Source organism: Anaerococcus hydrogenalis DSM 7454, from assembly GCF_000173355.1.
GTDB lineage: Bacteria > Bacillota > Clostridia > Tissierellales > Peptoniphilaceae > Anaerococcus > Anaerococcus hydrogenalis.
In genome coordinates this window covers 53,490-78,871 of the sequence record NZ_ABXA01000020.1, presented here as the reverse complement: position 1 = coordinate 78,871, position 25,382 = coordinate 53,490, and the positions used below count along the sequence as shown (strand labels likewise).

General features: G+C 30.0%; 22 protein-coding genes and 3 pseudogenes. 24 read left to right on the top strand and 1 reads right to left on the bottom strand.

Annotation, left to right across the window (positions count from 1 at the left end):
- The first annotated feature begins 150 nt into the window (after window positions 1–150).
- Window positions 151–291 carry a hypothetical protein gene (locus tag ANHYDRO_RS10510; RefSeq protein WP_004813841.1) on the top strand — a complete coding sequence of 47 codons (141 nt, stop codon included), beginning with the start codon at window positions 151–153 and terminating at the stop codon, window positions 289–291.
- A 225-nt stretch (window positions 292–516) separates the two neighbouring features.
- Here ANHYDRO_RS10510 and ANHYDRO_RS04170 read toward each other — a convergent pair whose 3' ends face one another.
- On the bottom strand, window positions 517–1,698 hold the full coding sequence (locus ANHYDRO_RS04170; protein WP_039913994.1) for an NAD(P)/FAD-dependent oxidoreductase: 1,182 nt from the start codon (window positions 1,696–1,698) through the stop codon (window positions 517–519).
- Between the two features lie 131 nt (window positions 1,699–1,829).
- Between ANHYDRO_RS04170 and ANHYDRO_RS04165 the strand changes: the two are divergent.
- From ANHYDRO_RS04165 to ANHYDRO_RS04060, 23 genes and pseudogenes are all read left to right on the top strand, one after another.
- Window positions 1,830–2,299 (top strand): annotated as a pseudogene (locus ANHYDRO_RS04165) (glutathione peroxidase).
- The gene (locus ANHYDRO_RS04160; RefSeq protein WP_004813836.1) at window positions 2,299–2,790 is read left to right on the top strand and encodes an AMMECR1 domain-containing protein; all 492 of its coding nucleotides are present in this window, start codon (window positions 2,299–2,301) and stop codon (window positions 2,788–2,790) included. Before ANHYDRO_RS04165 ends, ANHYDRO_RS04160 begins: the two are co-directional and overlap by 1 nt.
- A 297-nt stretch (window positions 2,791–3,087) precedes the next feature.
- Entirely contained in the window at window positions 3,088–4,236 is a 1,149-nt protein-coding gene (locus tag ANHYDRO_RS04155; RefSeq protein ID WP_004813835.1) for a PucR family transcriptional regulator, read from the top strand.
- Window positions 4,214–4,816, top strand: a complete 603-nt coding sequence (locus tag ANHYDRO_RS09340) for a M28 family peptidase (protein WP_004813833.1) — start codon at window positions 4,214–4,216, stop codon at window positions 4,814–4,816. Before ANHYDRO_RS04155 ends, ANHYDRO_RS09340 begins: the two co-directional genes overlap by 23 nt.
- The gene (locus ANHYDRO_RS09335) at window positions 4,813–5,439 is read left to right on the top strand and encodes a M20/M25/M40 family metallo-hydrolase (protein ID WP_316244745.1); all 627 of its coding nucleotides are present in this window, start codon (window positions 4,813–4,815) and stop codon (window positions 5,437–5,439) included. Before ANHYDRO_RS09340 ends, ANHYDRO_RS09335 begins: the two co-directional genes overlap by 4 nt.
- Window positions 5,429–6,697 (top strand): annotated as a pseudogene (locus tag ANHYDRO_RS04145) (dihydroorotase). Before ANHYDRO_RS09335 ends, ANHYDRO_RS04145 begins: the two are co-directional and overlap by 11 nt.
- Window positions 6,698–6,912: 215 nt before the next feature.
- Window positions 6,913–7,608 (top strand): dihydroorotate dehydrogenase electron transfer subunit, encoded by a 696-nt coding sequence (locus ANHYDRO_RS04140; RefSeq protein ID WP_004813827.1) that lies wholly within the window; start codon window positions 6,913–6,915, stop codon window positions 7,606–7,608.
- Window positions 7,601–8,505: pseudogene (locus ANHYDRO_RS04135) on the top strand (dihydroorotate dehydrogenase). Before ANHYDRO_RS04140 ends, ANHYDRO_RS04135 begins: the two are co-directional and overlap by 8 nt.
- 290 nt (window positions 8,506–8,795) lie before the next feature.
- Window positions 8,796–9,008 carry a hypothetical protein gene (locus ANHYDRO_RS04130; protein ID WP_004813821.1) on the top strand — a complete coding sequence of 71 codons (213 nt, stop codon included), beginning with the start codon at window positions 8,796–8,798 and terminating at the stop codon, window positions 9,006–9,008.
- Window positions 9,009–10,472: a sodium/pantothenate symporter gene (locus ANHYDRO_RS04125; RefSeq protein WP_004813818.1), complete on the top strand. Its 1,464-nt coding sequence runs from the start codon at window positions 9,009–9,011 to the stop codon at window positions 10,470–10,472.
- A gap of 47 nt (window positions 10,473–10,519) precedes the next feature.
- Window positions 10,520–10,933 carry an EamA family transporter gene (locus ANHYDRO_RS04120; protein ID WP_004813816.1) on the top strand — a complete coding sequence of 138 codons (414 nt, stop codon included), beginning with the start codon at window positions 10,520–10,522 and terminating at the stop codon, window positions 10,931–10,933.
- Between the two features lie 295 nt (window positions 10,934–11,228).
- A complete protein-coding gene (gene ileS, locus ANHYDRO_RS04115) occupies window positions 11,229–14,339 on the top strand; it encodes an isoleucine--tRNA ligase (protein ID WP_039913990.1) in 3,111 nt (1,036 codons plus the stop codon).
- A gap of 52 nt (window positions 14,340–14,391) precedes the next feature.
- A complete protein-coding gene (locus ANHYDRO_RS04110) occupies window positions 14,392–14,850 on the top strand; it encodes an NUDIX domain-containing protein (RefSeq protein WP_039914000.1) in 459 nt (152 codons plus the stop codon).
- Window positions 14,851–15,167: 317 nt separating this feature from the next.
- The gene (locus ANHYDRO_RS04105; protein ID WP_004813811.1) at window positions 15,168–17,744 is read left to right on the top strand and encodes a glycyl radical protein; all 2,577 of its coding nucleotides are present in this window, start codon (window positions 15,168–15,170) and stop codon (window positions 17,742–17,744) included.
- 12 nt (window positions 17,745–17,756) lie between these two features.
- Window positions 17,757–18,674, top strand: a complete 918-nt coding sequence (locus ANHYDRO_RS04100) for a glycyl-radical enzyme activating protein (RefSeq protein ID WP_004813808.1) — start codon at window positions 17,757–17,759, stop codon at window positions 18,672–18,674.
- A 1-nt stretch (window position 18,675) separates the two neighbouring features.
- Window positions 18,676–19,446 carry a propanediol utilization microcompartment protein PduB gene (pduB, locus tag ANHYDRO_RS04095; protein ID WP_039913988.1) on the top strand — a complete coding sequence of 257 codons (771 nt, stop codon included), beginning with the start codon at window positions 18,676–18,678 and terminating at the stop codon, window positions 19,444–19,446.
- Window positions 19,447–19,498: 52 nt separating this feature from the next.
- A complete protein-coding gene (locus ANHYDRO_RS04090; protein WP_004813804.1) occupies window positions 19,499–20,815 on the top strand; it encodes an aldehyde dehydrogenase in 1,317 nt (438 codons plus the stop codon).
- Window positions 20,816–20,899: 84 nt separating this feature from the next.
- Complete coding sequence (locus ANHYDRO_RS04085; protein WP_004813801.1) at window positions 20,900–22,156, top strand: PocR ligand-binding domain-containing protein; 1,257 nt, start codon at window positions 20,900–20,902, stop codon at window positions 22,154–22,156.
- On the top strand, window positions 22,157–23,128 hold the full coding sequence (locus ANHYDRO_RS09330) for a response regulator transcription factor (RefSeq protein ID WP_004813799.1): 972 nt from the start codon (window positions 22,157–22,159) through the stop codon (window positions 23,126–23,128).
- Window positions 23,129–23,415: 287 nt separating this feature from the next.
- The gene (locus ANHYDRO_RS04075) at window positions 23,416–24,510 is read left to right on the top strand and encodes a DMT family transporter (protein ID WP_004813797.1); all 1,095 of its coding nucleotides are present in this window, start codon (window positions 23,416–23,418) and stop codon (window positions 24,508–24,510) included.
- On the top strand, window positions 24,510–24,773 hold the full coding sequence (locus ANHYDRO_RS04070; protein WP_004813796.1) for a hypothetical protein: 264 nt from the start codon (window positions 24,510–24,512) through the stop codon (window positions 24,771–24,773). The genes ANHYDRO_RS04075 and ANHYDRO_RS04070 overlap by 1 nt, the downstream gene beginning before the upstream one ends.
- Window positions 24,774–24,781: 8 nt before the next feature.
- Window positions 24,782–25,075: a BMC domain-containing protein gene (locus ANHYDRO_RS04065; protein ID WP_004813794.1), complete on the top strand. Its 294-nt coding sequence runs from the start codon at window positions 24,782–24,784 to the stop codon at window positions 25,073–25,075.
- Between the two features lie 8 nt (window positions 25,076–25,083).
- Window positions 25,084–25,374, top strand: a complete 291-nt coding sequence (locus ANHYDRO_RS04060; protein ID WP_037376788.1) for a BMC domain-containing protein — start codon at window positions 25,084–25,086, stop codon at window positions 25,372–25,374.
- Window positions 25,375–25,382: the final 8 nt, after the last annotated feature.

Here is a 25,382-nt window from a genome sequence, read left to right as displayed (position 1 = left end):
TAAAAACTATAGCAAAAAAATCAAAGGACAATACAAAATTATATCAGCAGATCCTTTCGCCTACCAGGCAAAAATTATAAAATTCCTATTATTTAGATTTTCAAAAGTAAAAGATGGAGATAGCAAAAATCTCCTAGATTCAAAATAAAAATGGGCTCATTAGGCGAAGGCTACACTTGGGTAATGAAATTTGTCCCATACTCATACAGAATAGAAAAGTCTCCAAAAGAAATTTTTGATTCAATGATTTTTGTATATGAAACAAGTCCGATTGAGATTATAGAAAATTAAGAAAAGCTCTTGGTTTAGCCAAGAGCTAAGAGCATAGACAAAGTATGAAATTAGATAATATTTTATTTGAAATAAAATTAAGCTAAGTACCATCTCGACTAAGTGAGTGAAACGAACGCATGGAGAGATCTCAAGAGATTTCTCCGCTCGTTGCACTCGGTCGAAATGGGTGAAAATACAATTTGTCAACAGTATGAGCTCTTGGTTTAGCCAAGAGCTTTTTTCTTACATACCAAAAATTTCTTTTCCAAGTTTTGTATTTTTTGGATCTTCTCCTTCAAATACTATTTTTTTAACGTCATTTTGGAATTTGATATCCTTGTAGAGGATTCCTCCCAAATATTTTCCTTCTTTTTTGAATAATTTATAAACTTTTTCTCCGTCTTCTTTTTTAACTTCTTCTATTCCTTCGCCCTTATTAAATCCTGCTGAAAATAGTTTTATGTCTCCAAGAAGAAGGGATGAGAATGGTTTTGGTGTTTGGTAAGTTTTATCATCACCTGTCATATTACTTCCAGCAATTTCTCCCATTTCCATTGATGCTGTCCAAAGACCGATTGTGGCTTGTCCTAATTGTATACAGTCTCCTGCTGCATAGACATTCTCATCACTTGTTTTCAAAGTTTCATCTACAATAATTCCACGTTCTGTTTTAAGGCCTGAATTTATAGCTACATCAAGGTCATTTCTTACACCTGTTTGAACTAAAATTGTTCCACCTTCAATTTCTGTACCATCATCAAGTTTAATTCCACAAACTTTTCCATCTTTTTCTAGGATTTCTGATGTGTTTTTACCAGTTGATGTTTCAATTCCTGCCTCATTTAATTCTTTTTCAAGTTTTAAAGATAATTCATTATCAAGTTGTTTTCCTAAAATATAATCAAAAGTTTCAATTACAAGAACATCGCATCCAGCATTTTTTATTGAAAAAGCAGCCTCAAGTCCAAGAAGTCCACCACCAATTATAATAACTTTTTTGTTTTCTTTGATGTGGTTTTTGAAAGAATTTAAATCATCAACAGTTCTGATAGCAAAAACCCCTTCTGTATCAATATTTTTGATTGGTGGAACAAAAGGATGAGAACCTGTTGCTATAAGAGCCTTGCCATATTCTATTTGATCTCCGTTTTTAAGTATTGCCTTTTTATTTTCAAGGTCAAGCTTATCTACTTCATTTTTTAGTTTAACATCAATATTATTTTTTTCATACCAGTCTAATTTTTTTACCAAAATATCATCATTTGTAAAATCTTTACAAATTAATTCAGATAATTTTGTTCTCCAATAAGTATAATCAGCTGCTTTTGAAATAATTACAATTGAAGCATGATCATCTTTTTTTCTAATAGTTTCAGCAGCTTTTAATCCTGCAATACCGTTTCCAATAATTAAATAATCGTACATTTTTTCTCCTTTATAATTTATCAATTTATATATTATTTATTCTCTACTAATTAATTTACCCCAAATTCAATAAATTAGCTAAAATTTGGGTAAATTAATAAAGAAATTAAAATAGGAGAGAAAAATAAGTTATGATATATGATTTTGTAGTAAAAAATAATAAGGGTGAAGATGTAAAGCTTGAAAAATATAAGGGAAAAGTTTTACTGATAGTAAATACGGCGACAAAGTGTGGCTTTACACCCCAATATGATGGCCTAGAGGCTCTTTTTGAAAAATATCACCATGATGGTTTTGAAATTTTAGATTTTCCATGCAATCAATTTGCTAACCAAGCTCCAGAAAATGATCAAGAAATAGATTCTTTTTGTGCATTAAATTTTGGAACAAAATTTGATAGGTTTCAAAAAATTGATGTGAATGGGGAAAATGAAGATCCACTTTATACATTTTTAAAAAAGAAGAAGGAGGAATACTCGGTGGAAAAATCAAATGGAATTTTACAAAATTTTTGATAGATAGGGATGGAAATGTTGTAAAAAGATTTGCACCAACAACAAAGCCTGAAAAAATTGAAAAGGATATAGAAAGATTATTATAATGGATGATTATGTAAAATTAGCAAAAAAATCTATAGAATATTATTTAGAAAATAAGACTTACCTGAGGGAGTTTGACCCCAAATTTAAGGAAAAATCAAATGGAATAAGGGTTGAAGTTAATATCGATGGAAGGTTAAAAGGAATATCAGGTTCAATTTATCCTACAAAAGAAAACGTAGGCCTTGATATAATTTATGAGGCTGTAAATGCAGGATTTTTTGATTTTAAATTTAATCCCATAAGCGATAAAAACTTGGATAAAATTGAAATTAAAGTCTATGAATATTTTGATGTAGAAAAACTTAGGTTTATTGAAGAGTTTAATGATTTTGATGGTATAGTTTTATCCTTTATGGACGAAAATTTTTATTTTTTAAGGTCAGATTTTACATCTGATATAAAAATGTTAGAAAAGGCCTTAGAAATTTCAAATGTCGATAGTTGGGATAACTTTTCAATTGATAAGTTTAGGTTAAAAATTCATAAATAACTTAATTTTAAAATATCTTTGCCAAAAATTTAAGTTAGTAAATTTTTGCTTATAAAACTTAAATTAAAAAAGCTTGAAATACTTTATTTAGTATTGCAAGCTATTTTTTATCCTTATCTTTAGTTTTAAATTATTGAATTTACAATTTCTTTATTCAGCTAAGTAAAAGAAATTGTATTCCTAAACAAAAAATAGCTGAATATATTGTAAATTTCAACATTGTTGAAGCCATAAAATGGTGATATGATTACAATATGAAAAGGTTATATTAAGATTTTGTAATAATTGGAGAAAAAAATGTTAACATTAATTGATCTTATTCATGAATCTATCTTATCCGAATTAAAATATTTAACAGATAAAAAACTTTTGGATAATAAAGTAAGCAGTATTACAGTAATGGAGGTGCCAGATACATATAAATGGATAGAAGACTACTCTATAGTTATTACTTCTCTTTATTCAATTAGAGACTCCGAAGAAGAAATATTAGAGATTTTAGAAAAGTTAAAAAGAAATGGCTGTACTTGTTTAGCAATAAAAACAGGCATATATATAAATAAAATAAGTGATAAAGTTATTAATAAAGCTAATAAATTGGGACTAGCTATGTTTGAAATACCCTTAGATATTAAATATGTAGATATAATAAATGGAATCTCTCACATATTTTATGAGGACGAAGTTAAAATATCTAAGGCTCAAAATGTCTTTTATAATTTAATTTTTGAAGATTATGATTATTATAGCGAAAAGGATCTAGTGAAAAAATCAAAATATTATGGACTTGATTTAAATAGCTATGTTTTTGTATTTTCAACTACAGGATTTAATGAAAATAAGGAAAATAATTTGGGTAATATTAGCCTTTCAAATAATGAATATAGGTATATTAGTCTTCAAAATAAGGATGTAATTTCATTTATAGTGTTTTTTGAAAATAAGATATGTGAAAAGGAAAAATATGAAATTATTTCAGAAATTTTAAAAGATAAAAAGATCAATAAGAATAATTTTGGCTTAAGTCCTATTTATGAAAAAATAGATGGGCTTAGGATGGCTTATTTCGATTCGATTAAGGCCTTAAATATAGGAAAAATTCTTGAATTAAATGAAAAATACTTTAATTACAGGGACCTTGAAGCCTATATTACAGTTTATGATTTGCTTAATAATTTATATAAAAAAGATACTATAAATAAAAAAATCAAATTAAATAAAGACTTGTACCAAACTTTACATACTTATTATGATTATAATTTAAACATAAAGAAGGCCTCAGAGGCTCTTTTCATCCATGAAAATACCTTAAGATATAGGCTAAATAAGATTGAAGAAATATGTTCCTATAGTCCCTATAAATTTAAAGATAATTTAATTCTCTTTATTAATTACTTACTTAACAAAATTGAGGAAATTGACGATGATAGTGATGGAAAAAAATGAATTCAAGAAATATTTAAATAATATAATGAATGAATTTAATAAAATTGGAAATAATGAAGAAAATAAGGGTGTAACTAGGCTAGGTTATAGTCAAATTGAAGATAAGATGCACGAATGCTTTTTAAAGATTGCAAAAAAAGAAAATCTACACACTTATACAGATGAAGTTGGAAATTCTTATGCTTATTTTAAAGAATATGACAAATATGATTATATAGGATCTCATCTTGATTCTGTAGTCCAAGGAGGTAAGTATGATGGCGTCTTAGGTGTGGCAGTTGGTTTAGCCTTATTAATTTATTTAAAGGATAAAAATATTGATATACCATTAAAGGTAATAGCCTTAAGGTGTGAAGAATCTTCTAATTTTATGTATTCAATGATTGGAAGTAAGCTTATAACATCAAGTATAAATGAAAAAAATATAGAAAATTTAACATCCTTGGACGGAAAGATGCTAAAAGATATTTTTAAGGAAAAATCTTATTCTATCAAGCCAAGTAAAATTTCTGATATTAAAAAATTTATTGAATTACACATTGAACAGGGTAGGGTTTTGGAATCAAAAAATAAAAAATAGGCATAGTTACAACCATAGCAGGCTCATCTAGGTTTATAGTGAAAATAAAAGGCATGGCAGAACATTCTGGTGCTACACCGATGGAAATAAGAAAAGATTCCTTATGTGCAGCATCCGAAATAATATTAGAAATTGAAAGAATTGGAGATTTAGAAAATGACCACAGTGTAGGAACTGTAGGATACATAAAAAATTATCCCAATGCTATGAATGTTGTTCCTGGAGAGACTGAATTTAGTATTGATTTTAGGGATATTGAAAACGATTCTATGGAAAGGATGAGAAATAAAATAAAAAAGGTAATAAAAAAAGTAGCTAGCAAAAGGAATGTATCCTATGAATTGAAAGAATTTCCTATATCTCCTGCAGTAGACATGAATAAAAAAGGAATAGAGGAGTTTGAAAAGATATCTTTAGAAAATAATATTGATTATTTGATAATGCCTAGTGGAGCAGGTCATGATGCAATGATATTTTCAAAAATTGTAGATACCAACCTAATCTTTATCCCATGTAAAGAAGGTATAAGTCATAATCCAAAAGAAGATATTAATCTTGACCATGCTGTTGTTGGCGGAAGTTTAATTTTTAAATATTTAGAAAGGATAAACAATGTTAATTAAAAATGGAAGAGTAATAGATCCTAAAAGTGGCTTTAATGAAATTGCTGACATATATATTGAAAAGGGAAAAATTAAAGAAATTTCAAAAAAAATTAATTTAGAAGATGAAAATGTGATAGATGCAAAAGGACTTATAGTAGGCCCTGGTCTAGTAGATATTCATGTTCACTTTAGAGAACCTGGTCAAACTCACAAGGAAACTATAGAAACAGGATCAAATGCAGCTGCAGCAGGTGGATTTACAAGTGTAGTAGCCATGGCCAACACAAAGCCCATAATTGATAATGTAGAAACTTTAAATTATGTTAATGAAATAATGAAAAAACAAAAATTAAAGTTTATTCTGCAGCTGCAGTGACAAAGGGATTTAAGGGTAAAGAGCTTACTGATATGCCTTCTTTAAAAAAAATCTGGAGCTGTTGTTTTTACTGATGATGGAATTCCTATTAAAGATTATGAAATAATGATTCAAGCAATGAAGGAAGCAAAAAAATTAGATATGACAATAAGCCTTCATGAAGAAGATAATTATTTCATAAAAAATCCCGGATATAACAAGGGTCAAATTGCAAAATCACTGGGAATTGAAGGGGCTCCAAATGTAAGTGAAGATTTAATGGTTGCAAGAGATGGACTTCTAGCCTTGGATTTGGGAGCAAAAATTGACATACAACACATAAGTTCTAAAAATTCTGTAGAAATCGTTAGGTCTTTGAAAAAATTGGGGGCAAATATATTTGCAGAAGTTACACCTCATCATTTTAGCCTTAACGAAGAAGCTATTTTAGAGAAAAAAACATTGGCAAAGATGAATCCTCCAATAAGAAGTGAGAAAGATAGGTTGGCTATAATTGAGGGATTAAAAGATGATACCATAGAAGTTATAGCAACAGACCACGCCCCACATACATTTGAAGAAAAAAATGTAGAAGATATAAGAAAAGCTCCTAGTGGAATAATAGGCTTAGAGACTTCACTTTCTCTAGCGATAACAAACTTATTAAGGCCAGGATACTTAAGCTTAGAAAAAATTTTAGAAAAGATGACTTATAATCCAGCTAGATTTTTAAATTTAGATGCAGGTCAAATAAGAATTGGAGCAAATGCTGATATAGTGATTTTTGATAAGGATAAATTAGTTACCTACACTGATTTTAAATCTAAGTCTTCAAATTCTCCTTTTATAAATAAGCCTTTGTTTGGATCTGTCAAATATACAATTGTTGATGGAAAAGTAGTTTATAAAAATGACCTATAATTGGGGAAAAATTTACAAAATAGAAAGCAGTTTTTGAAATAAGTGTAGGAATAATAATTTTTTGCCCTTAGAAGATTTTAACTTTATTCGTTAAATTTTTAGGTTTTCTATGGGCTTTTTAATAAATATTTTATTGTATATATTTGTGTCTTTACTGTTAAATGATGATAAAACAAGAGTTGGAGTAGATGAAAGATTTTTGATTAGGTGAAAATATGGCAAAAGTTATTGAAAATATAAAAATTAATGATCAATATTACCTTATAAAAATTAGACAAAAAAATAAGGCAAAGGCTGGTCAATTTTATATGTTAAGGTCATGGGATATGTATCCTGTTTTGTCAAGACCCATAAGTGTATATGATAGGGATGATGAAAGTTTAAGTTTTTTATGCAAATTAAAAGGAAGGGGGACTGAACTTCTTAATAAACTAAAAGCCAATGATGAAATAGACCTAGAAGGTCCTTATGGAAGTTCTTTTCCAAATATCAAAGGAAAAATTGCCATGATAGGTGGGGGTATAGGAATAGCGCCCTTATATTATGCAGCTAAGCTTAATAAAAAAATAGGAAATGAAGTCGACATATATTTTTCTCTAAGAGGATCAGAAATTCTTAGAGACGAGCTTGAATCAGTTTCTGATAATTTATTATTAAAAGTAAATGAAAGATTGACAGGTAAGATAGATTTTAATAAGTATGATTATATATTTATTTGTGGACCAGAAAAAATGATGGAAGATGCTTACAAAGATACTAGAAATACCAAGGCAAAGTTATATATTTCTGCTGAAAATAGGATGGGATGCGGTATGGGAATTTGCTATGTATGTACTTGCAAAACAAAAAATGGAAACAAGTTAGTTTGCAAAGATGGTCCTATATTTAAGGGAGAAGATTTTTATGGATAATAACTTACTTGCTACAAGCTTTTCTGGCGTGGAATTTAAAAATCCAATTGTATTAGCTTCTGGAACTTGTGGTTTTGGTGAAAATTTAAATGAAAGTTTTGATATTGAAAAACTAGGTGGCATTTCTAGTAAGGGTCTTACCATTAATCCAAGTCCTGGAAATTCTGGTATAAGAATTTGGGAGACCCCTTCTGGAATATTAAATAGTGTTGGCTTAGAAAATCCTGGCATAAAAGGTTTTATAGACCAACATTTAGAATTTGTTAATTCCAAAAATTTAGTTAATATAGTAAATTTATCAGGTCACAGCATTGATGATTACATTAGAGGAGCTGACTTATTAAATGATTATAAAATAGATTTTATAGAATTGAATATATCTTGTCCTAATGTAAAAAATGGGGGCATGAATTTTGGAGTTAAAGCTGAAATTGCAGGAGATTTGGTTAAAAAAGTTAGAAGAGTATGCAAGCATAAATTAATAATAAAATTATCTCCAAATGCTGAAAATATTGTAGATCTAGGAAAAGTTTGTGAAGATGAGGGTGCAGATGGCTTATCTTTAGTTAATACTTTTTTAGGCATGGCTATTGATATTAAAAATAAAAAATTGTATTTGATAACACCTATGCAGGTTTATCTGGACCTGCAATAAAACCTTTGGCTTTAAGAATGGTTCATCAAGTTTCAAAGGCTGTCAATATTCCTATAATGGGAATGGGAGGAATAACAAGCTGGCAAGATGCTTTAGAATTTATCATGGCTGGAGCATCAATTGTCCAAGTTGGAACAGCTACATTTATGAACCCAAAAAAATCATTGGAAATAATTGATGGACTCAATAAGTATGTGAATGAAAATATGGTGTCTATAAAAGATTTAACAAATATTTTGTGATTATTTTGTAAAAACATAATCGGATTTCAAAATAAAATTACTCTTTTAGCTGTAAATATCAGCTATATGAGGACTTTTTGAAAAACTTTAAATAAAATTTGTTAAATATGAATTTTTTGTGTAAAATAGGTAAAAGAAAAATTAAATATTTGCAAATCTGTTTCTAACTATTTTTGATTTTTTTAAAAATATCAGAAAGAATATTGTATGTTACTATCTAAATTGAAAAATTTAGAAAAAAATTTTGCCCAAAATTAGTTTGGAAAGCATATTAGGAAAAGAGGTAGGAGATGAAAAAAAAGAATATTATTAAAATTATATTCGCTGTTTTGTTGTGTTTGGCAATGATACCTTTTAGTTTTACAAAAAGTCCAGAACCTTACATATTTGGTTGGATCCCATTTCCATTATTTTATTGGTGGATATTGATGTTTTTAAACCTTATATTTGTATTGTTTGTGGCTTATGATTTTGTAAAAAATGAAAAAGATGAGGAGAAATAGATGAGTAAAAATTTTTATAGCTTATTGATTATAGTTTTGTATCTGGTTGTGATGCTTGGACTTACAATTTTTAATTCTAAAAAAAGAAAAACCAAAACAGATGCCCAAGGATTTTTCCTAGCAAACAGGGGTGTAGGTGGACTCCTTATGGCCCTTACCATGATTGCAGGAATGCAAAGTACCTTTGCATTTTTAGGAGGACCAGGTATGTATTATACTCACGGAATATCCTATATAGTTATTGTACTTAGCCAAGTTTGGGTAGCCTTTATGGTAATTTTTTTAGGAAATAAAATAAGAAAACAAGCCAATAAGTACGGTTATATGTCAATTGGAGATTATTTTCAAGATAGGTTTGAATCAGGATATTTAAAAATAATAGCATCAATCATTTCTGTTTTGATGACTTTGATATTTTTATCCATGCAATATGTAGGAAATGCCACAGCCCTTTCAGTAGTTACAGGAGACTTATTAGATTACAAATTTGCCTTAATTATTTCTGTAGTTTTCTCCTTGTTCTATGTTTTAATCGGTGGGGCAGGAGGAGTAGTTTTACTAGATGCCTTTCAAGCCATAATTTTGATGGTTGGAATTGTTATAGCAGCCTTTATAGCTATCCATCCTTTTGGTGGAGTTGTTAACTTGTTTCATACAACAAGAGATTCTTTCCCAGAACTTTTATCAAGGCCAGGACCACAAAATACATACACAGATCCTTACTGGTTTATGCAATTTATAGTTTTGCCATTTGGAATTTGGTTATGTCCATATATTTGGGCAAAATCATTGATGGCAAAAGATACAAATTCACTAACAAAATCAGCAATAAGTGTTCCAGTATCACAAATATTAATATTTGGATTTTCAGCCCTATTTATAGGACTTGCAGGACACAATCTTCTTCCAGCAGTCGAAAGATCAGACCAAGTCTTACCAATAATGATGACAAAATACAGCAGTTGGTGGGTGTCAGCCCTAGTAATGGCAGCAGCAATTTCTGCAGGAATGAGCACAATCAATGCTATGCTTTTATCATGTTCACAAATAGTTTCTCAAGATTTGATTTTCTTTAATAGGAAAAATGAAATTTCAGATGAGAAAAATATGAAAGTATCTAGAATGATAATTGTAATAATAGCAATAGTTGGTGCATTAATTGCAATAAATCCACCAAAAGCATTAGTACAAGTCGTTCAAGATGTAGCCTACACAGGCCTTGCCCAATTAGCGCCAGCCTTTATCTTGGGACTTTATTGGAAAAAATCTACAAAAGAGGGGGCTGCTTTTGGAATAAGTGTTGGAATAGTAGTTTTATTTATGCTAAGAATATTACAAGTATCACCTTTAAATATACCAGGATTCTTGTGGGCATTTGTAATAAATATAGTTTTAAACATATTAGTTTCAATAATCTGTAAAAATAAAATTAACAAAGAAAGAGTAGAAGAAAGATTTTTCTAGATTTTTAAAAGTACACAAAAGTTCTATAATAGAAGAAGGAGGATATTATGTGGTTAATACTTGCAATTTTATCATCAGTTTTTGCTGCCCTTACTTCAATTTTGGCAAAAGTAGGAATTGATGGAGTAAATTCAAACCTTGCTACTGCTATTAGAACTTTTGTGGTTTTACTTATGAGCTGGGGAATGGTTTTTATAACATCATCATTTTCAGGAATTTATAATATTAGCAAAAAATCTTGGATATTTTTAATTTTATCAGGACTTGCAACAGGTTTTAGTTGGCTTTGTTATTATGGAGCCTTAAAATATGGAGATGCTTCAAAGGTTGTACCTATTGATAAGATGAGTGTAGTTTTAACTTTAATTCTTGCCTTTTTATTTTTGGGTGAGGATCTTTCAATGAAATCTATTATTGGATCTATATTAATTGGAGCAGGAACTTTGCTTATGGTTTTATAAATATCTATTTTTTTAGATAAAAATCAATTTGACTTTTTTCTTTAAAAATAGTAAATTAGTCAGTAGATATAAGCAATTAAAAGAAGAGTAGTTTTAAAAAATAATTTACAGAGAGGCCTTTAGGTGAAAGTGGCTATGCATTTTTTATTATGAAGATCATCTTTTAGCTTAATAAATGAAAAAAATTAGTTTATTACGTAAGATAGGCGTTAACTTCATACTCAATTTTTGGGTGGACCGTCCCTTCTGGGGGCGTTTTTTTATTATAATTTATTATTTAGAAAGAAAGGGAATTATGGCAAGTTTTAAATCATTAGATACTAAAAACACAAAACAAAGAGAACTTGATCTTTCCAAATACTGGGCTGATATAGACCTATTGGACAAGACTTTTACAACAAGAGAAGATGCTGAAGAATATATAATTTTTGATGGACCTCCAACAGCAAATGGAAAACCAGGTATCCACCATGTTATAGCAAGAACCTTAAAGGATATGACTTCAAGATATAAAAACATGAAAGGCTATAAAGTTTTGAAAAAAGCTGGTTGGGATACACACGGCCTTCCTGTAGAAATTGAAGTTGAAAAAGAATTAGGCTTTAGCGAAAAAGATCAAATAGAAGAATACGGAGTTGAAAAATTCAACCAAAAATGTAAGGATTCTGTTTTTAAATATTCAGATATGTGGAGAGATATGTCAGATAGGATGGCTTTTCTTTATGACATGGATAATCCTTATATAACTTTGGACAATGACTATATAGAAACTGAATGGTGGCTATTAAACCAAGCTTTCAAAAAAGGATTAATTTATGAAGGGGCAAAAGTTATGCCATACTGCCCAAGATGTGGTACAGGTCTTGCAAGTCACGAAGTTGCTCAAGGCTATCAAATGGATAAGGCCATAACTTTAATTTGTAAATTTAAGAAAAAAGATGCCGACAATGAATATTTCCTAGCTTGGACAACAACTCCATGGACTCTTCCATCAAACGTTGCTCTTACAGTTCATCCAGAACTTGACTATGTAAAGGTAAATGATAAGACTGATGGCTGTTATTATTATTTGGCAAAATCTTTGCTTGAAAAAGTTATGGCAGATCATGAATATGAAGTTGTTGAAGAGATGAAGGGAAAAGACCTTGAGTATGTTGAATACGAACAATTACTTCCATATGTAAAAGTAGATGGAAAGGCATTTTTCTTAACTTGTGCTGATTATGTTTCAGCAGAAGACGGAACAGGAATTGTTCACACAGCTCCAGCCTTTGGTGAAGACGACTACCAACTTGGTAGAAAATATAATTTACCATTTGTTCAACCAGTTGACCTTGAAGGATGTTTTACAGAAACTCCTTGGAAGGGCAAATTTATCTTTGATACAAACGAAGAAATTTTCTTACATTTAAGAGATGAGGGAAAAGTTTATAAAAAACAAACAATCGAACACAATTATCCTCATTGTTGGAGATGTAAAACTCCACTTGTTTATTATGCAAAACCATCTTGGTATATTGAAATGAGTAAACTTTCTGAAAAAATGGTTGAAAATAATAACGGGGTTAATTGGTATCCACAAACAATAGGAGATAAAAGATTTGGAAATTGGCTAGAAAATGTAAAAGATTGGGCAATTTCAAGATCAAGATATTGGGGAACACCACTAAATCTTTGGAGATGTGACGATTGTGGTCATGTTGAATCAATCGGTTCAAGAAAAGAATTGGCCGAAAAAGCAATAGAAGATATAAGTGAAGATATAGAACTTCACAGACCTTATGTTGATGATGTAACAATAACTTGTCCAGAATGTGGAAAAGTAATGCACAGGGTTCCAGATGTAATTGACGTTTGGTTTGACTCAGGAGCAATGCCATTTTCACAAGTTCATTATCCATTTGCAAAGGGAGAAGATTTTGAAAATTATTTCCCAGCAGATTTTATTTGTGAAGGAATCGACCAAACAAGAGGATGGTTTTATTCACTCATGGCAATTTCAACAATCATAACAGGAAAAGCACCTTACAAAAATGTTTTGGTAAATGACTTGGTTGTTGATAAAAATGGACAAAAAATGTCAAAATCAAAAGGAAATACCCTAAATCCATTTGAATTATTTGATAAGTACGGGGCAGATGCAGTAAGATTTTATTCTTTATATGTATCACCATGTTGGGTTCCTACAAAATTTGATGAAAAAGGTCTAATCGAAGTTAAAAATAATTTCTTTAGAACAATAGAAAATGTATATAACTTCTTTGCCCTTTATGCAAATACAGATAATATAGAAATAGATGAGATCAGAAACTTTGAAAATGTAGAGCTTGAAGAAATCGACAAGTGGCTATATTCGAAATTAAATTCACTATTAAAAGCTTATTATGAACAAATGGAATCATTTGACTACAACAAGGTTGTTCACTTAGTAAATGATTTTGTAGTAGAAGATTTATCAAACTGGTATATAAGAAGAAATAGAAAAAGATTTTGGAGCCAAGATTTAACAGAATCTAAAAAAGCAGTTTACAAAACATGCTACGATGTCTTGCTAAGTCTTTCAAAAATGATAGCACCAATAGCACCATTTATATCAGAAGAAATCTACAGAAACCTAACAAATGGACTTTCAGTTCACGTTGAAAAACTAGATGAAGTTAATGAAGCTTTAATTGATGAAAAATTAGAAGAAAAAATGGACCTTGTAAGAAAAATGGTAACACTTGGTCGTGCATCAAGAGAAAAAGAATCAATCAAGGTTCGCCAACCTCTAGAAAAAATAATAGTAGATGGATCATTTAAAGACACAATAGGCGATTTGAAAGGTTTAATCAAAGAAGAATTAAACATAAAAGAAGTTGAATTTGCAGATGATCTTTCAGACTTTATGGATTATTATTTAAAACCAAACTTTAGAAAAGTTGGACAAATATTTGCTAAAAACGTGGGAGCCTTTGGAAAATTCTTGGCTGGAGTTGATGCAAAAGAATTTGTAGAAAAGGTTGAAAATTCTCCACAAGAAATAGAAATAAATGGAGAAAAATACACAGTTGAAAAAGATTATCTTGACGTAAGAATCCAAGCAAAAGATGGATTTGATGTTGAGATGGACGGTAATGTCTTTGTAGTATTAGATACAGAAATCACAGAGGACCTTAAAAAAGAAGGATACGCAAGAGAATTTGTATCAAAAATCCAAAACCTAAGAAAAGATAACGGCTATGAAGTAACAGATAGAATTGAAATCTTCTACAATGCAGATGATGAATTGAAAAATGCTCTAAAAGAATTTGAAGAAGAAATCAAAAAAGAAACTTTGGCTGATACAATGGAAGTAAAAGACCTTGATACAGAAGAATTCGAATTAAATGATAAAACTGTAAAAATCGAACTTGAAAGAAAATAAATTTAAGGGAAGTAAGGAAACTTGCTTCCTTTTTTTATGGATTGGAGAAATAATGAAAATTAGATTAATGAACATGGTAAAAATTTACGATGAAAAAAATAAAAAAGTCCTAGTATTAGATAAAAAGAAAAAATTCGGCTGGGAAGGTCTCACCTTTCCTGGAGGAAAAGTTGAAGAAAATGAATCTTTTGAAAATTCAGTAATAAGAGAGGCAAAAGAAGAAACAAACCTGGATATAAAAAATCCTGAACTTATTGGAATAATAACTTGGACCTTTACAAATGATGAGGGCGAATTTCAAAAAGATGTGGGACTTTTATACCAAACAAAGGATTTTTCTGGCAAATTAATTGAAGATAATAGGGAAGGAAAATTATTTTGGAAAGATTATGAGGAATTTAAAAAAATGGAAAAAATGAGCGAGTCTATGCCTGAAATTTTAAAAATTTATGACGAAAAATATAGGGAAATTTATTGGGATGTAGATAAGAATATAAAAAAATTTCACTAGAAAGACTAAAAAAATAACCTTATAGATTGTTTAAAAAATTGGAGAAAATGATTTTTTAAATATATATATAAGAAAGTAAAAATTTTAATAGGATTAATAGTATTGAATAATACAAAAAAATATAAAATGTTCTGGTTATGAGGAATATAGACAGAAATTTTTATAGAAAAATATTAAAAAAACCTAAAAATAAACTTGTTTACAAAAAATGTAGGTTTGAATAATGCAATTATTTAGCTTTAATAATATATTTACAAATTAACGTTTTCATTATATCATCGCCTTATAAAGAAATATTCTGATTTTAGGAGGGAAAAATGATAGAAAGAGGCTTTAGTAAACCTACACAAAGAGTTGAAAGACTTAGAAAAGTAATAATTAACGCAACTCCAGAGGTTGAAGCAGACAGGGCTAGATTAATAACAGAATCTTACAAAGAAACAGAAGGTATGTCAAATATACTAAGACGTGCCAAAGCTTGTGAAAAGCTTTTTAAAAATCTACCTGTAACAATAAGAGAAGACGAACTAGTTGTTGGTTCTTTGACAAAAACACCAAGATCAACAGGTTTGTGTCCAGAATTTTCATATTCATGGGTTGCAGATGAATTTGATACTATGGCAACAAGGTCTGCCGATCCATTTTTGATAAGAGAAGAAACAAAAGAAGAATTAAAGGAAATTTTCAAATATTGGAAGGGAAAAACAAATTCTGAATATGCAGACTCTCTTATGAGTCAAGAAGCTAAAGATTGTATAGAAAATGGTATATTTTCTGTAGGAAATTATTTCTATGGTGGAGTAGGTCACGTAACTGTAGACTATGGAAAAATTTTAAAAAGAGGATTTAGGGGAGTTTTAGAAGAAGTTATTCTTGCTATGAGAAAACTTGACGATAAGGATCCTGAAACTATAGAAAAAATGCAATTTTATAAGGCACTTATAATTACATATACAGCTGCTATTAAATTTGCTCACAGATATTCAGAAAAGGCAAGAGAGCTTGCTGATAAAGAAAACGATATTAAAAGAAAAGAAGAATTACTAAAAATATCTGATATTTGTAAAAAAGTTCCAGAATATGGAGCAGATACATTTTGGGAAGCATGCCAATCATTCTGGTTTATCCAATTGATGGTACAAATAGAATCTAATGGTCACTCAATAAGCCCAGGTAGATTTGACCAATACATGTATCCATATTTAAAAAATGATAGCATAGATAGGGAACTTGCCCAAGAATTAGTTGATTGTATTTGGGTTAAATTTAATGATATAAATAAGACGAGAGATGAAGTATCTGCCCAAGCTTTTGCAGGATATTCAATGTTCCAAAACCTATGTGTAGGTGGACAAGATATCCATGGCCTTGATGCTACAAATGATGTTTCCTATATGTGTATGGAATCTGTATCTCACGTTGCCCTTCCAGCACCTTCATTTTCAGTAAGAGTACACCAAAATTCTCCTTATGAATTTTTACTAAGAGCTTGTGAAGTTTCAAGATTAGGTTATGGAGTACCTGCTTTTTATAATGATGAAGTAATAATATTAAACTTGGTATCAAGAGGGGTTAAACTTGAAGATGCAAGAGATTATTCAATCATAGGTTGTGTTGAACCACAAGCAAGCCATAAAACAGAAGGATGGCACGATGCGGCTTTCTTTAATGCAGCAAAAGTTTTAGAAATTACACTTAATAATGGTAGGTGTAATGGAAAACAATTAGGACCTGTAACTGGAGAAATTACAGAAATGACTTCTATAGAACAAATTATAGAAGCGTTTGAAAAACAAATGGCTTACTTTGTAAAATATCTAGCAGAGGCAGATAACTGTGTAGATTATGCCCACATGCAAAGAGGAAATCTTCCATTTATGTCAGCTTTGGTAGATGATTGTATTAAAAGAGGTAAATCTTCTCAATCAGGAGGAGCTTTATATAACTTTACAGGACCTCAAGCATTTGGAGTAGCAGATTCTGGTGATTCTTTATATGCTATTGAAAAGAATGTATTTGAAAATAAGAGAATAAGCCTTGAAGAATTAAAAGAAGCTTTAGAAAATAACTTTGGCTTTACAGATTCTATAATGCCAGGACCTTGTGGAGGAGATAGTGTTTCTGCAAAAGTAGGACAATTATCCGAAGCAGAAATTTATGATGCGATAAAGAAAATCTTATCAAACTCTGACACAACAGATGTAGATGAAATTGCTAAAAAACTTGAATTAAATAATACAGAAAACTCTTCTTACCAATCAGCTTGTGGATGCTCTGCAAATGAAACAGGAAGATTTAAAACAATCCAAAAAATTCTAGATAATACTGGTAGTTTTGGTAACGATGATCAAGGATGCGATGAATTTGCAATAAGAGTTGCACAAATTTATTGTGATGAGGTAGATAAGTATACAAACCCAAGAGGCGGTGCTTTCCAAGCAGGTATATATCCAGTATCAGCAAACGTATTATTTGGAAAAGATGTAGGAGCCTTACCTGATGGTAGACTTGCAGGAGCGCCACTAGCAGATGGAGTTTCACCAAGACAAGGAAAGGATGCTAATGGACCAACAGCAGCTGCAAACTCTGTTGCAAAACTTCCTCACTTCCAAGCATCAAATGGTACACTTTACAACCAAAAATTCTCACCAAAATCTGTAGAAGGTGAAAAAGGGCTTAAAAACTTTGTATCTATAATAAAATCATACTTTGATCACAAGGGTGCTCATATTCAATTTAACGTTATAGATAGACAAACTTTAATCGATGCTCAAGAAAATCCACAAGATCACAAAGACTTATTAGTTAGGGTAGCTGGATACTCAGCACACTTTGTTACATTAGCAAAAGATGTACAAGATGATATTATAAGCAGAACAGAACATACAATGTAGTAAGGATCAGCTATGGATTCTATAGACTACAAAAAACAAGGTGTTGTATTTGATATTCAAAGATACTCTATTAATGACGGCCCTGGAATTAGAACCATAGTTTTTTTGAAAGGATGCCCTTTGCGTTGTGCATGGTGTTCTAACCCAGAATCTCAGCATCCAAACAGAGAGCTACTTTATAGAAAAATGCTTTGCATACACTGCAATTTATGTTTAAAAGCTTGCAAGCAAGGGGCCCTAGATCCTTCAAATCCAAATTTAATTGATAGGGAAAAATGTATACTTTGTGAAGACTGTGCTAATATATGTCCTACCGGAGCCTTAGAAATTAAGGGTAAAAATATGACTGTTGAAGAAGTTATAAATGAATTAAAAAAGGACGAATCTTATTATCATAGGTCAAATGGAGGAATTACCTTATCTGGAGGAGAGGCCCTAATGCAAGCTGACTTTTGCAGGGAACTATTAAAAGCCTGCAAGGCTAGAGGCTGGCATACAGCAATTGAAACTGAAGGTTATGCAAGTAAGGATGCTATAAATAAGGTTATGCCATACATTGATTTAGCCTTATTAGATTGCAAGGCTAGCAATGATGAGATCCATAAAAAATGGACTGGAGTAAGTAATAAACTCATAAGAGAAAATTCATACTTAATTCAAGATATAACACACACAATAATAAGAATACCAACTATACCTACAGTCAATTCTGATATAAATGAGTATAGGGACATGATAAAATTTATAAAAACTTTGCCAAAAGTAAAAGAAATCCACATACTTCCCTACCATAATTATGGAGAAAAGAAATATGAACTTTTGGGCAGAGATTACAAGCTAAAAAATATAGGAAAATTGGATGAAAAGCATATAGAAAAGCTAAAACAACTAGTTGAATCTGAAGGATTTATATGTGAAATTGGAGGATAAAATGGACAAAGATTTACTAGAAAAAATCATCGGGCAAGTATCTGATGATATAGAAAAAGAAAAAAAACCAAGAAAATCTAATCAGGACATTGGTGTTACTGAATTTGTTGGAACAACAGATGGAGATACAATAGGACTTGTTATTGCAGGTGTTGACTTTGAACTTGCAAAAAAAATGAACCTTGGTAAATACAGGTCTCTTGGAATAATAGGTTCAAGAACAGGGGCTGGTCCTCAAATAATGGCTGTTGATGATGCTGTAAAAGCTACAAATACAGAAGTTCTTGCTATAGAAATGCCAAGAGATACAAAAGGTGGAGGAGGACATGGTGTCCTAATTTATCTTGGAGCAGATGATGTTTCTGATGTAAGACGTGCTGTAGAAATAGCCCTAGAAGCTACACCAAAATATTTTGGAGATGTTTATGGAAATGAGGCAGGTCATTTGGAATTTCAATATACAGCAAGGGCAAGCTATTGTCTTGAAAAAGCCTTCAGTACTCCATTAGGAAAAAGTTTTGGAATGGTAATAGGATCTCCTGCAGCTATAGGAACAGTTTTAGCTGATACAGCAGTTAAAGCAGCTAATGTAGATATAGTTGGATACTCATCACCTGCTCATGGAACAAGTTTTTCAAACGAGGTCATCTTATGTTTTACAGGAGATTCAGGAGCTGTAAGACAAGCTGTAAAAACATCTATTGACTTAGGTAAGAAGTTATTGTCAACTCTAGGTGAAGAACCTGTATCTTCTTCAACTCCTTATATATAAAAAATTAAAATTTAACTAACTTTAATATTTTATAAAATAAAAGGAAAAAATCATGACAAATCTAGGAGTTTACAGTAGTGTATGCGAGATAATAGAAAAGTCTAAAATAGCTTATAAGTCTTATAGAGAATTTGGTTTAGCAAATAGAGAAAAAATAATAGAAAATATAAGAAAAACATTAAGTAACTATGCAGATAAGTTGGCAGAAATGTCATTTTCTGAAATAAATATGGGAAAATTGGATGACAAGAAAGAAAAAATCCGACTAAGCATTGAAAAAACTCCAGGAACAGAAGATTTAGTATCGGAAGTTTATACCAAAGATAGGGTTATGACCCTATATGAATATTCTCCTTATGGGGTTTCTGCTGCCTTGCTACCAAGCACTAATCCTGTTGCAACTGTGATAAATAATGTAATAGGTATGATAGCAGCTGGAAATTCAGTTGTTCTTTGTCCTCATCCAAGGGCTATTGAAGTAACTAAATTTTTGACAGGCCTCTTAAATAAAATTATTATCGAATCATCTGGAATAGAAAATTTGGTTACTTGCTTGGATGATTTAAGTATTAAAAATATAAATGAACTAATGAACCATCCAGAGTTGGACTTATTAGTTGTTACAGGTGGAAGCTATATTGCTAAGGAAGCTTATAAGTGTAACAAGAAAGTAATTTCAGCTGGCCCTGCCAATCCAACCTTTATAGTAGATGAAACGGCAGATATTGATGATGCTGCTAGAAAAATAGTTAAAGGTGCAAGTTTCGACAATAATATCTTATGTGTTACAGAAAAAAATATAGTTGTTGTTGATGCTATATATGAAAAATTGAAAAAATCCTTAATCAGCCAGGGGTGTTTTTACATAGATAATGTAGTAGATATGTTAAAACTTACCAAGGTTGTCCTAACTGAAGACTTTAAAATAAATAAATTTTTTGGAGGAAAATCAGTAGGAGAAATTTTAAATTATGCTGGCATCAAAAATGATGGAGACTATAAATTAATAGCTGTAGATTTGCCGAAAATTCATCCACTAGCAACAGAGGAACAACTTATGCCAATTTTGTCAGTGATTAGGGAAAGTGATTTTGATGAGGCTTTAAATACAGCTATACTTTTAGAACAAGGATTATATCATACGGCAGGTATTCATTCAAACAGTATAAGAAGGATGAATATAGCAGCAAAAGAGTTAAAAACTTGTATATTCGTAAAAAATGGTTCATCCTTAGATGGGATAGGATTTTCAGATGATAATCCAGTTAGCTTTACTATAGCCAATAAGACAGGAGAAGGCTCTACAAGTACAAGAAATTTTGCCATAAAAAGAAGGTGTGTTCTGGTAGATGGATTTTCGATAAGATAGGCTATTATAAAATTCTTTGTTTTAAAATTAGCAAAAAAATTGTAAAATTATAGATAAGTAGCTAATTACAAACAAGGGGTTTTTATGGAAAATATGACTAATCATTCAAATTCAAGCCAAGATATTAGAGATGGTATAGATCTTTTATCAATTTTTGGAAAAGAAAAACTTGAACAAATACAAAAGTTAATATCTGATGTTACAGGCATTGCCTTTGTAGCTATAGACTACAAGGGCGAGCCCCTAACAAAAATGACTAATTTCACAAAGCACTGTGCAAGTATAAGAAAAAATCCTATTTGCAAACGCATATGTGAATTATCAGATGCCTCAGGAGCTATCAGGGCAGCTGTTACCAAAAAGACTTCAATTTATTTATGTCCTTTTGATATGTTGGAAGTTGCAATTCCTATAATTATTGACGATACTTATTTGGGTGCTCTAGTAGGAGGTCAAATAGATTGTCCAAATCCACCAGATGATATTTTAAAAATTGAAGAAAAATGGATTTTAGGCAATGAAAAAATAGAAGATTTAGAAAGTAAAAAAGACTTAAGTTCAGGAAAAGTATTAAAATACCAAGACTTTGTAAATTCAGTAAAATTAGTTGAATTTATAATCACAGAAATTATAAGTAAAGAAATACAAATAAGGAATATGGAGAAGTCTTATAAAAATAATATTAGTATTCTTGAAAAAGATATTTCCTTATTAGAAAAATCAAATAAAAATTTTGAGGAAAGATTACAAGTTTTAGGAAATAATATAAATAAAAATGTAATAAACGATTTATTAGAAATATTATCCAACCTTTCCATATTAGCTGATAAAAATCTTATGAATTTTTATATTGATAATTTAGTATTTTTTGCTATAAATTTTGTAAATAAGGCAATCCTACCTATTGATGAAATTTCTGATTTAGTAAAATCTTATTTGGAAATAAAAAAAATTCAATATTCTGATAGGTTTACTTACAATATCTCTGTAGATCAGTCAATTTCTAACTTCCTTATTTCATATAGACCTATAATTATTTATACAGTTTTAATGGCAAATATTAGCCTTAAATACCTTGATGATCCTTATCATATGGACCTTAATATAAGTTCTAAGGAAAATGAAATTATTATAAAAATATCAGATAATGGTATAGGCCTAGGTGAAAAATCGATGGGGATATTAAAAAAGACTTACATGACAGAATATGAGTCTATAGAAATTTCTTCATACCTTGCTTATATAAAACATACGATAGAAGATAGTAAAGACAAAGAACTAAGAATAATCAAAGAAAATAATAAAAATCAAGTACTTATTAAATACGAGATAGGTGATTAAATGTTTAATCTTATGATAATAAACAATCAAAGTTTAACTAGAAAAACCTTAATAAAAATTTTAGAAGAAAGTAAGATGGCAAAAGAAATTATTACAAAAAACACAATAGATCAGGCCCTAGCCCATATAGATAAAAATAATGTTGATGTAATAATATTAGAAGTGTCTATGCAAAATTCAAAATTTTTAAACTTTATAGAAAAAATCAAATTAAAAAATAAAAAAATTAAAATTTTTCTACTTTCAAGAGATATAAACTTGGCAAACATTAATAAATTAAACCTTGATTTTAATGACATTATAAAAAAACCCATATCTAAAAAAGATATAACAAATAAATTAATAAAGTTAAAAGAAGAGTCTATAAATATAAATCTGGATGATTTTTTGACAGAATTTAATATAAAGCTAAAAGAAAGGGACTTTTTAAAAAGCTTAGATATTTTAAAAACTAAGCTAAAAGAAGTATGTCTTGATAAATCATCTAAATTACAAAGAAAAAAGCTAGAGTTTGTCCTAGAAAAAATATTAATAAAGGAAAAAATAGGAAATATAAATCTTAGTAATTATTTTTCAAAGAATATGACTAATTCTAAAATTCTTGACATAATAGCCTTTGAATTTTTAAAAGACTTGTATCAAGTAAAGGCGTGCAAAGATTTTTCTATACTAGAAGATGTCTTTATATATATAAATAATAATATATACAAAAACATCTCCTTAAATGATATAGTAAAAAATTGTGCCATATCTCAGGCTTATTTAAGTAGACTTTTTAGAAGTAATTTTAAAATAACAGTTGTCAACTACATAAATTTATTAAAAATAAATATAGGCAAAGAGATAATAATTAATGAGGAAATGACCATGGTTGACCTATCAAATTATTTATCCTATAGTGATTACTCATATTTTTCTAAAGTTTTCAAAAAACATGAAGGAATGACCATAGAAAATTATAAAAAGACTTAAATTTTTAAATTTTTATAAAATATATTAAAAAAATTAATGTATTTTATAAAAATTTATCTCAAAAAATAACTAAAAAAACCTGCAAAGAAATCAAAAACTTTTACGCATAGGTTAGAGTTAAATAAAAGATTTAAGCATGGTATGACAAAAAAATATCAAAAGAAAGCTATAATTTCAACGGAAAACGTTGGTCAAGTAAAAAAAGTTGACTTTTACGTTAGGTATATTGTTAATATTTAGATAAGGAAAACATTATATATTTCCAAATTAAGAAAAAAGGAGACGAAGTGGTGGAAAAAACAAAAAATTATTCAAATGCTGTTAGTAAAGCAGAATCCACTAAGAAAAAACTTGATAAAAAGTATTTTAACAAGGGATTAAATATTGGAATTCAATCTGGTATTTATTACGGACTTTACACAGCATTAGTTACTACAGCCACAGTATATGGAATATGGAAGTATTGGTATTCAGGCGAAGCTGGACTTTCTGATATTACCATAGCTTTTATTCTTGGTACACTTGCAACAGGAATAAATGATTTAACATCGGCAATCTGGGCTTTAGCAAATTCAATAATTAAGGGAAAATTTGGAGATTTTCTAAAAACTTTAAAAACAAAACCTGGAATGATTATGGTATTTGCGGCTGTAGTCGGAGGACCTATAGCAGGAGTTACATATATTCTTGCTGTTCAAATGGGAGGACCAGTTGTTATTCCAATAGCAGGTCTTAATGTTGCCATCGGAGCTATACTTGGAAGAGTAATTTTAAAACAAGAATTATCAGCAAGAACAATCCTAGGAATTGTAATTTGCTTGGCATCTTCTCTTTTAATAGGTGCAACAAGTCTTACAGGAGAAGTTAAAGATGGAATGGTTTTAGGAATAATTCTTGCAATAGTTGCAGCCTTTGGCTGGGGACTTGAAGGAGTTATAGCAGGATTTGGAACATCAATGATTGATTCTGAAATAGGAATTGCAATAAGACAAACAACATCTTCATTAACAAACCTACTAATAGTCTTACCAATTTTTGGAGTAATTGAAGGAAGCGGGATTCATCTTATTTCAAATCTTTTCGTTAATGCTATAACTGATCCAACAATCTTAATCTTGTTTGCCAGTGGATTTTTTACATTTATATCATTTGCTTTTTGGTATAAGGGAAATTCAATGTGCGGTGCAGCCTTAGGTATGGCTTGTAATGGTACATATACTTTCTGGGGACCATTTTTCTGCTGGATTATACTTGGAATAATTTTGAAAAATCCAGGTTATGAAATAGCACCAATAGCATGGGTAGGATCACTTCTTATGGCATTAGGTATTTTCATAATGAGTGTAAATCCACTTGATTATTTAAAAAGAGGTAACAAATAATGAGAAGACCATTAAATTATGAAATATTAAAATATTTTACTAATGTAGACAAGGCAAGTGCAAATGATGTTTATCTAGCTTTGGAAGATGAATTTAAAGATCATAAGGCTTTTACTAAAGCTAACATAATAGAAAGTCTTATGACAGCTAAGGAAAATGGCTTAGTAGATGAAGATTCATACACCTTAATAGATGATGAATTAGTCGTATATTACAAAGCAAGCGAAGATCAAAAAAACACTATAAATTCTTATATTAAGTAGGTGAAATTATGCAGTACGAATCACAAGCAATAGGTCTTATAGAAACTTTGGGCATGTTACCAGCTATAAAGGCACTAGATGCCATGTTAAAAGCAGCTGATGTAAAACTTGTATCTTATGAAAATATTGGATCAACCCTTGTTACTGTAATAGTAAGAGGAGATGTTTCTTCATGTATAAGTGCAGTAGAAGCTGGAGTAGCTGAAGGCGAAAAAATCGGGAAAATCACAGCTCACAATGTTATGAAAAGACCAGTAACAAATGTAAGCAAGGTAATATCAGTTCATAAAGTAGAAGATTAGGAGTGAATATGCAAGCATTAGGAGGCATAGAAACTTTCGGTTTAGTATATGTGCTAGAAGCTGCAGATGCAATGGAAAAAGCAAGTGGCGTAGAAATTGTAGGCTACGAAAACGTAGCTAGTGGATATATTTCAGTACTTGTAAAAGGAGATGTATCAGCAGTTGAATCTGCAGTAGAAGCAGGAGTTAAGGCAGTAGAAGCTATGGGAGCAGAAGTTTACTCATCTTTAGTAATACCAAGCCCACATCCAGATTTAGAAAAAGTAACCGAAATTTATAATTTAGATAATTTGATATAAGGGGGGGA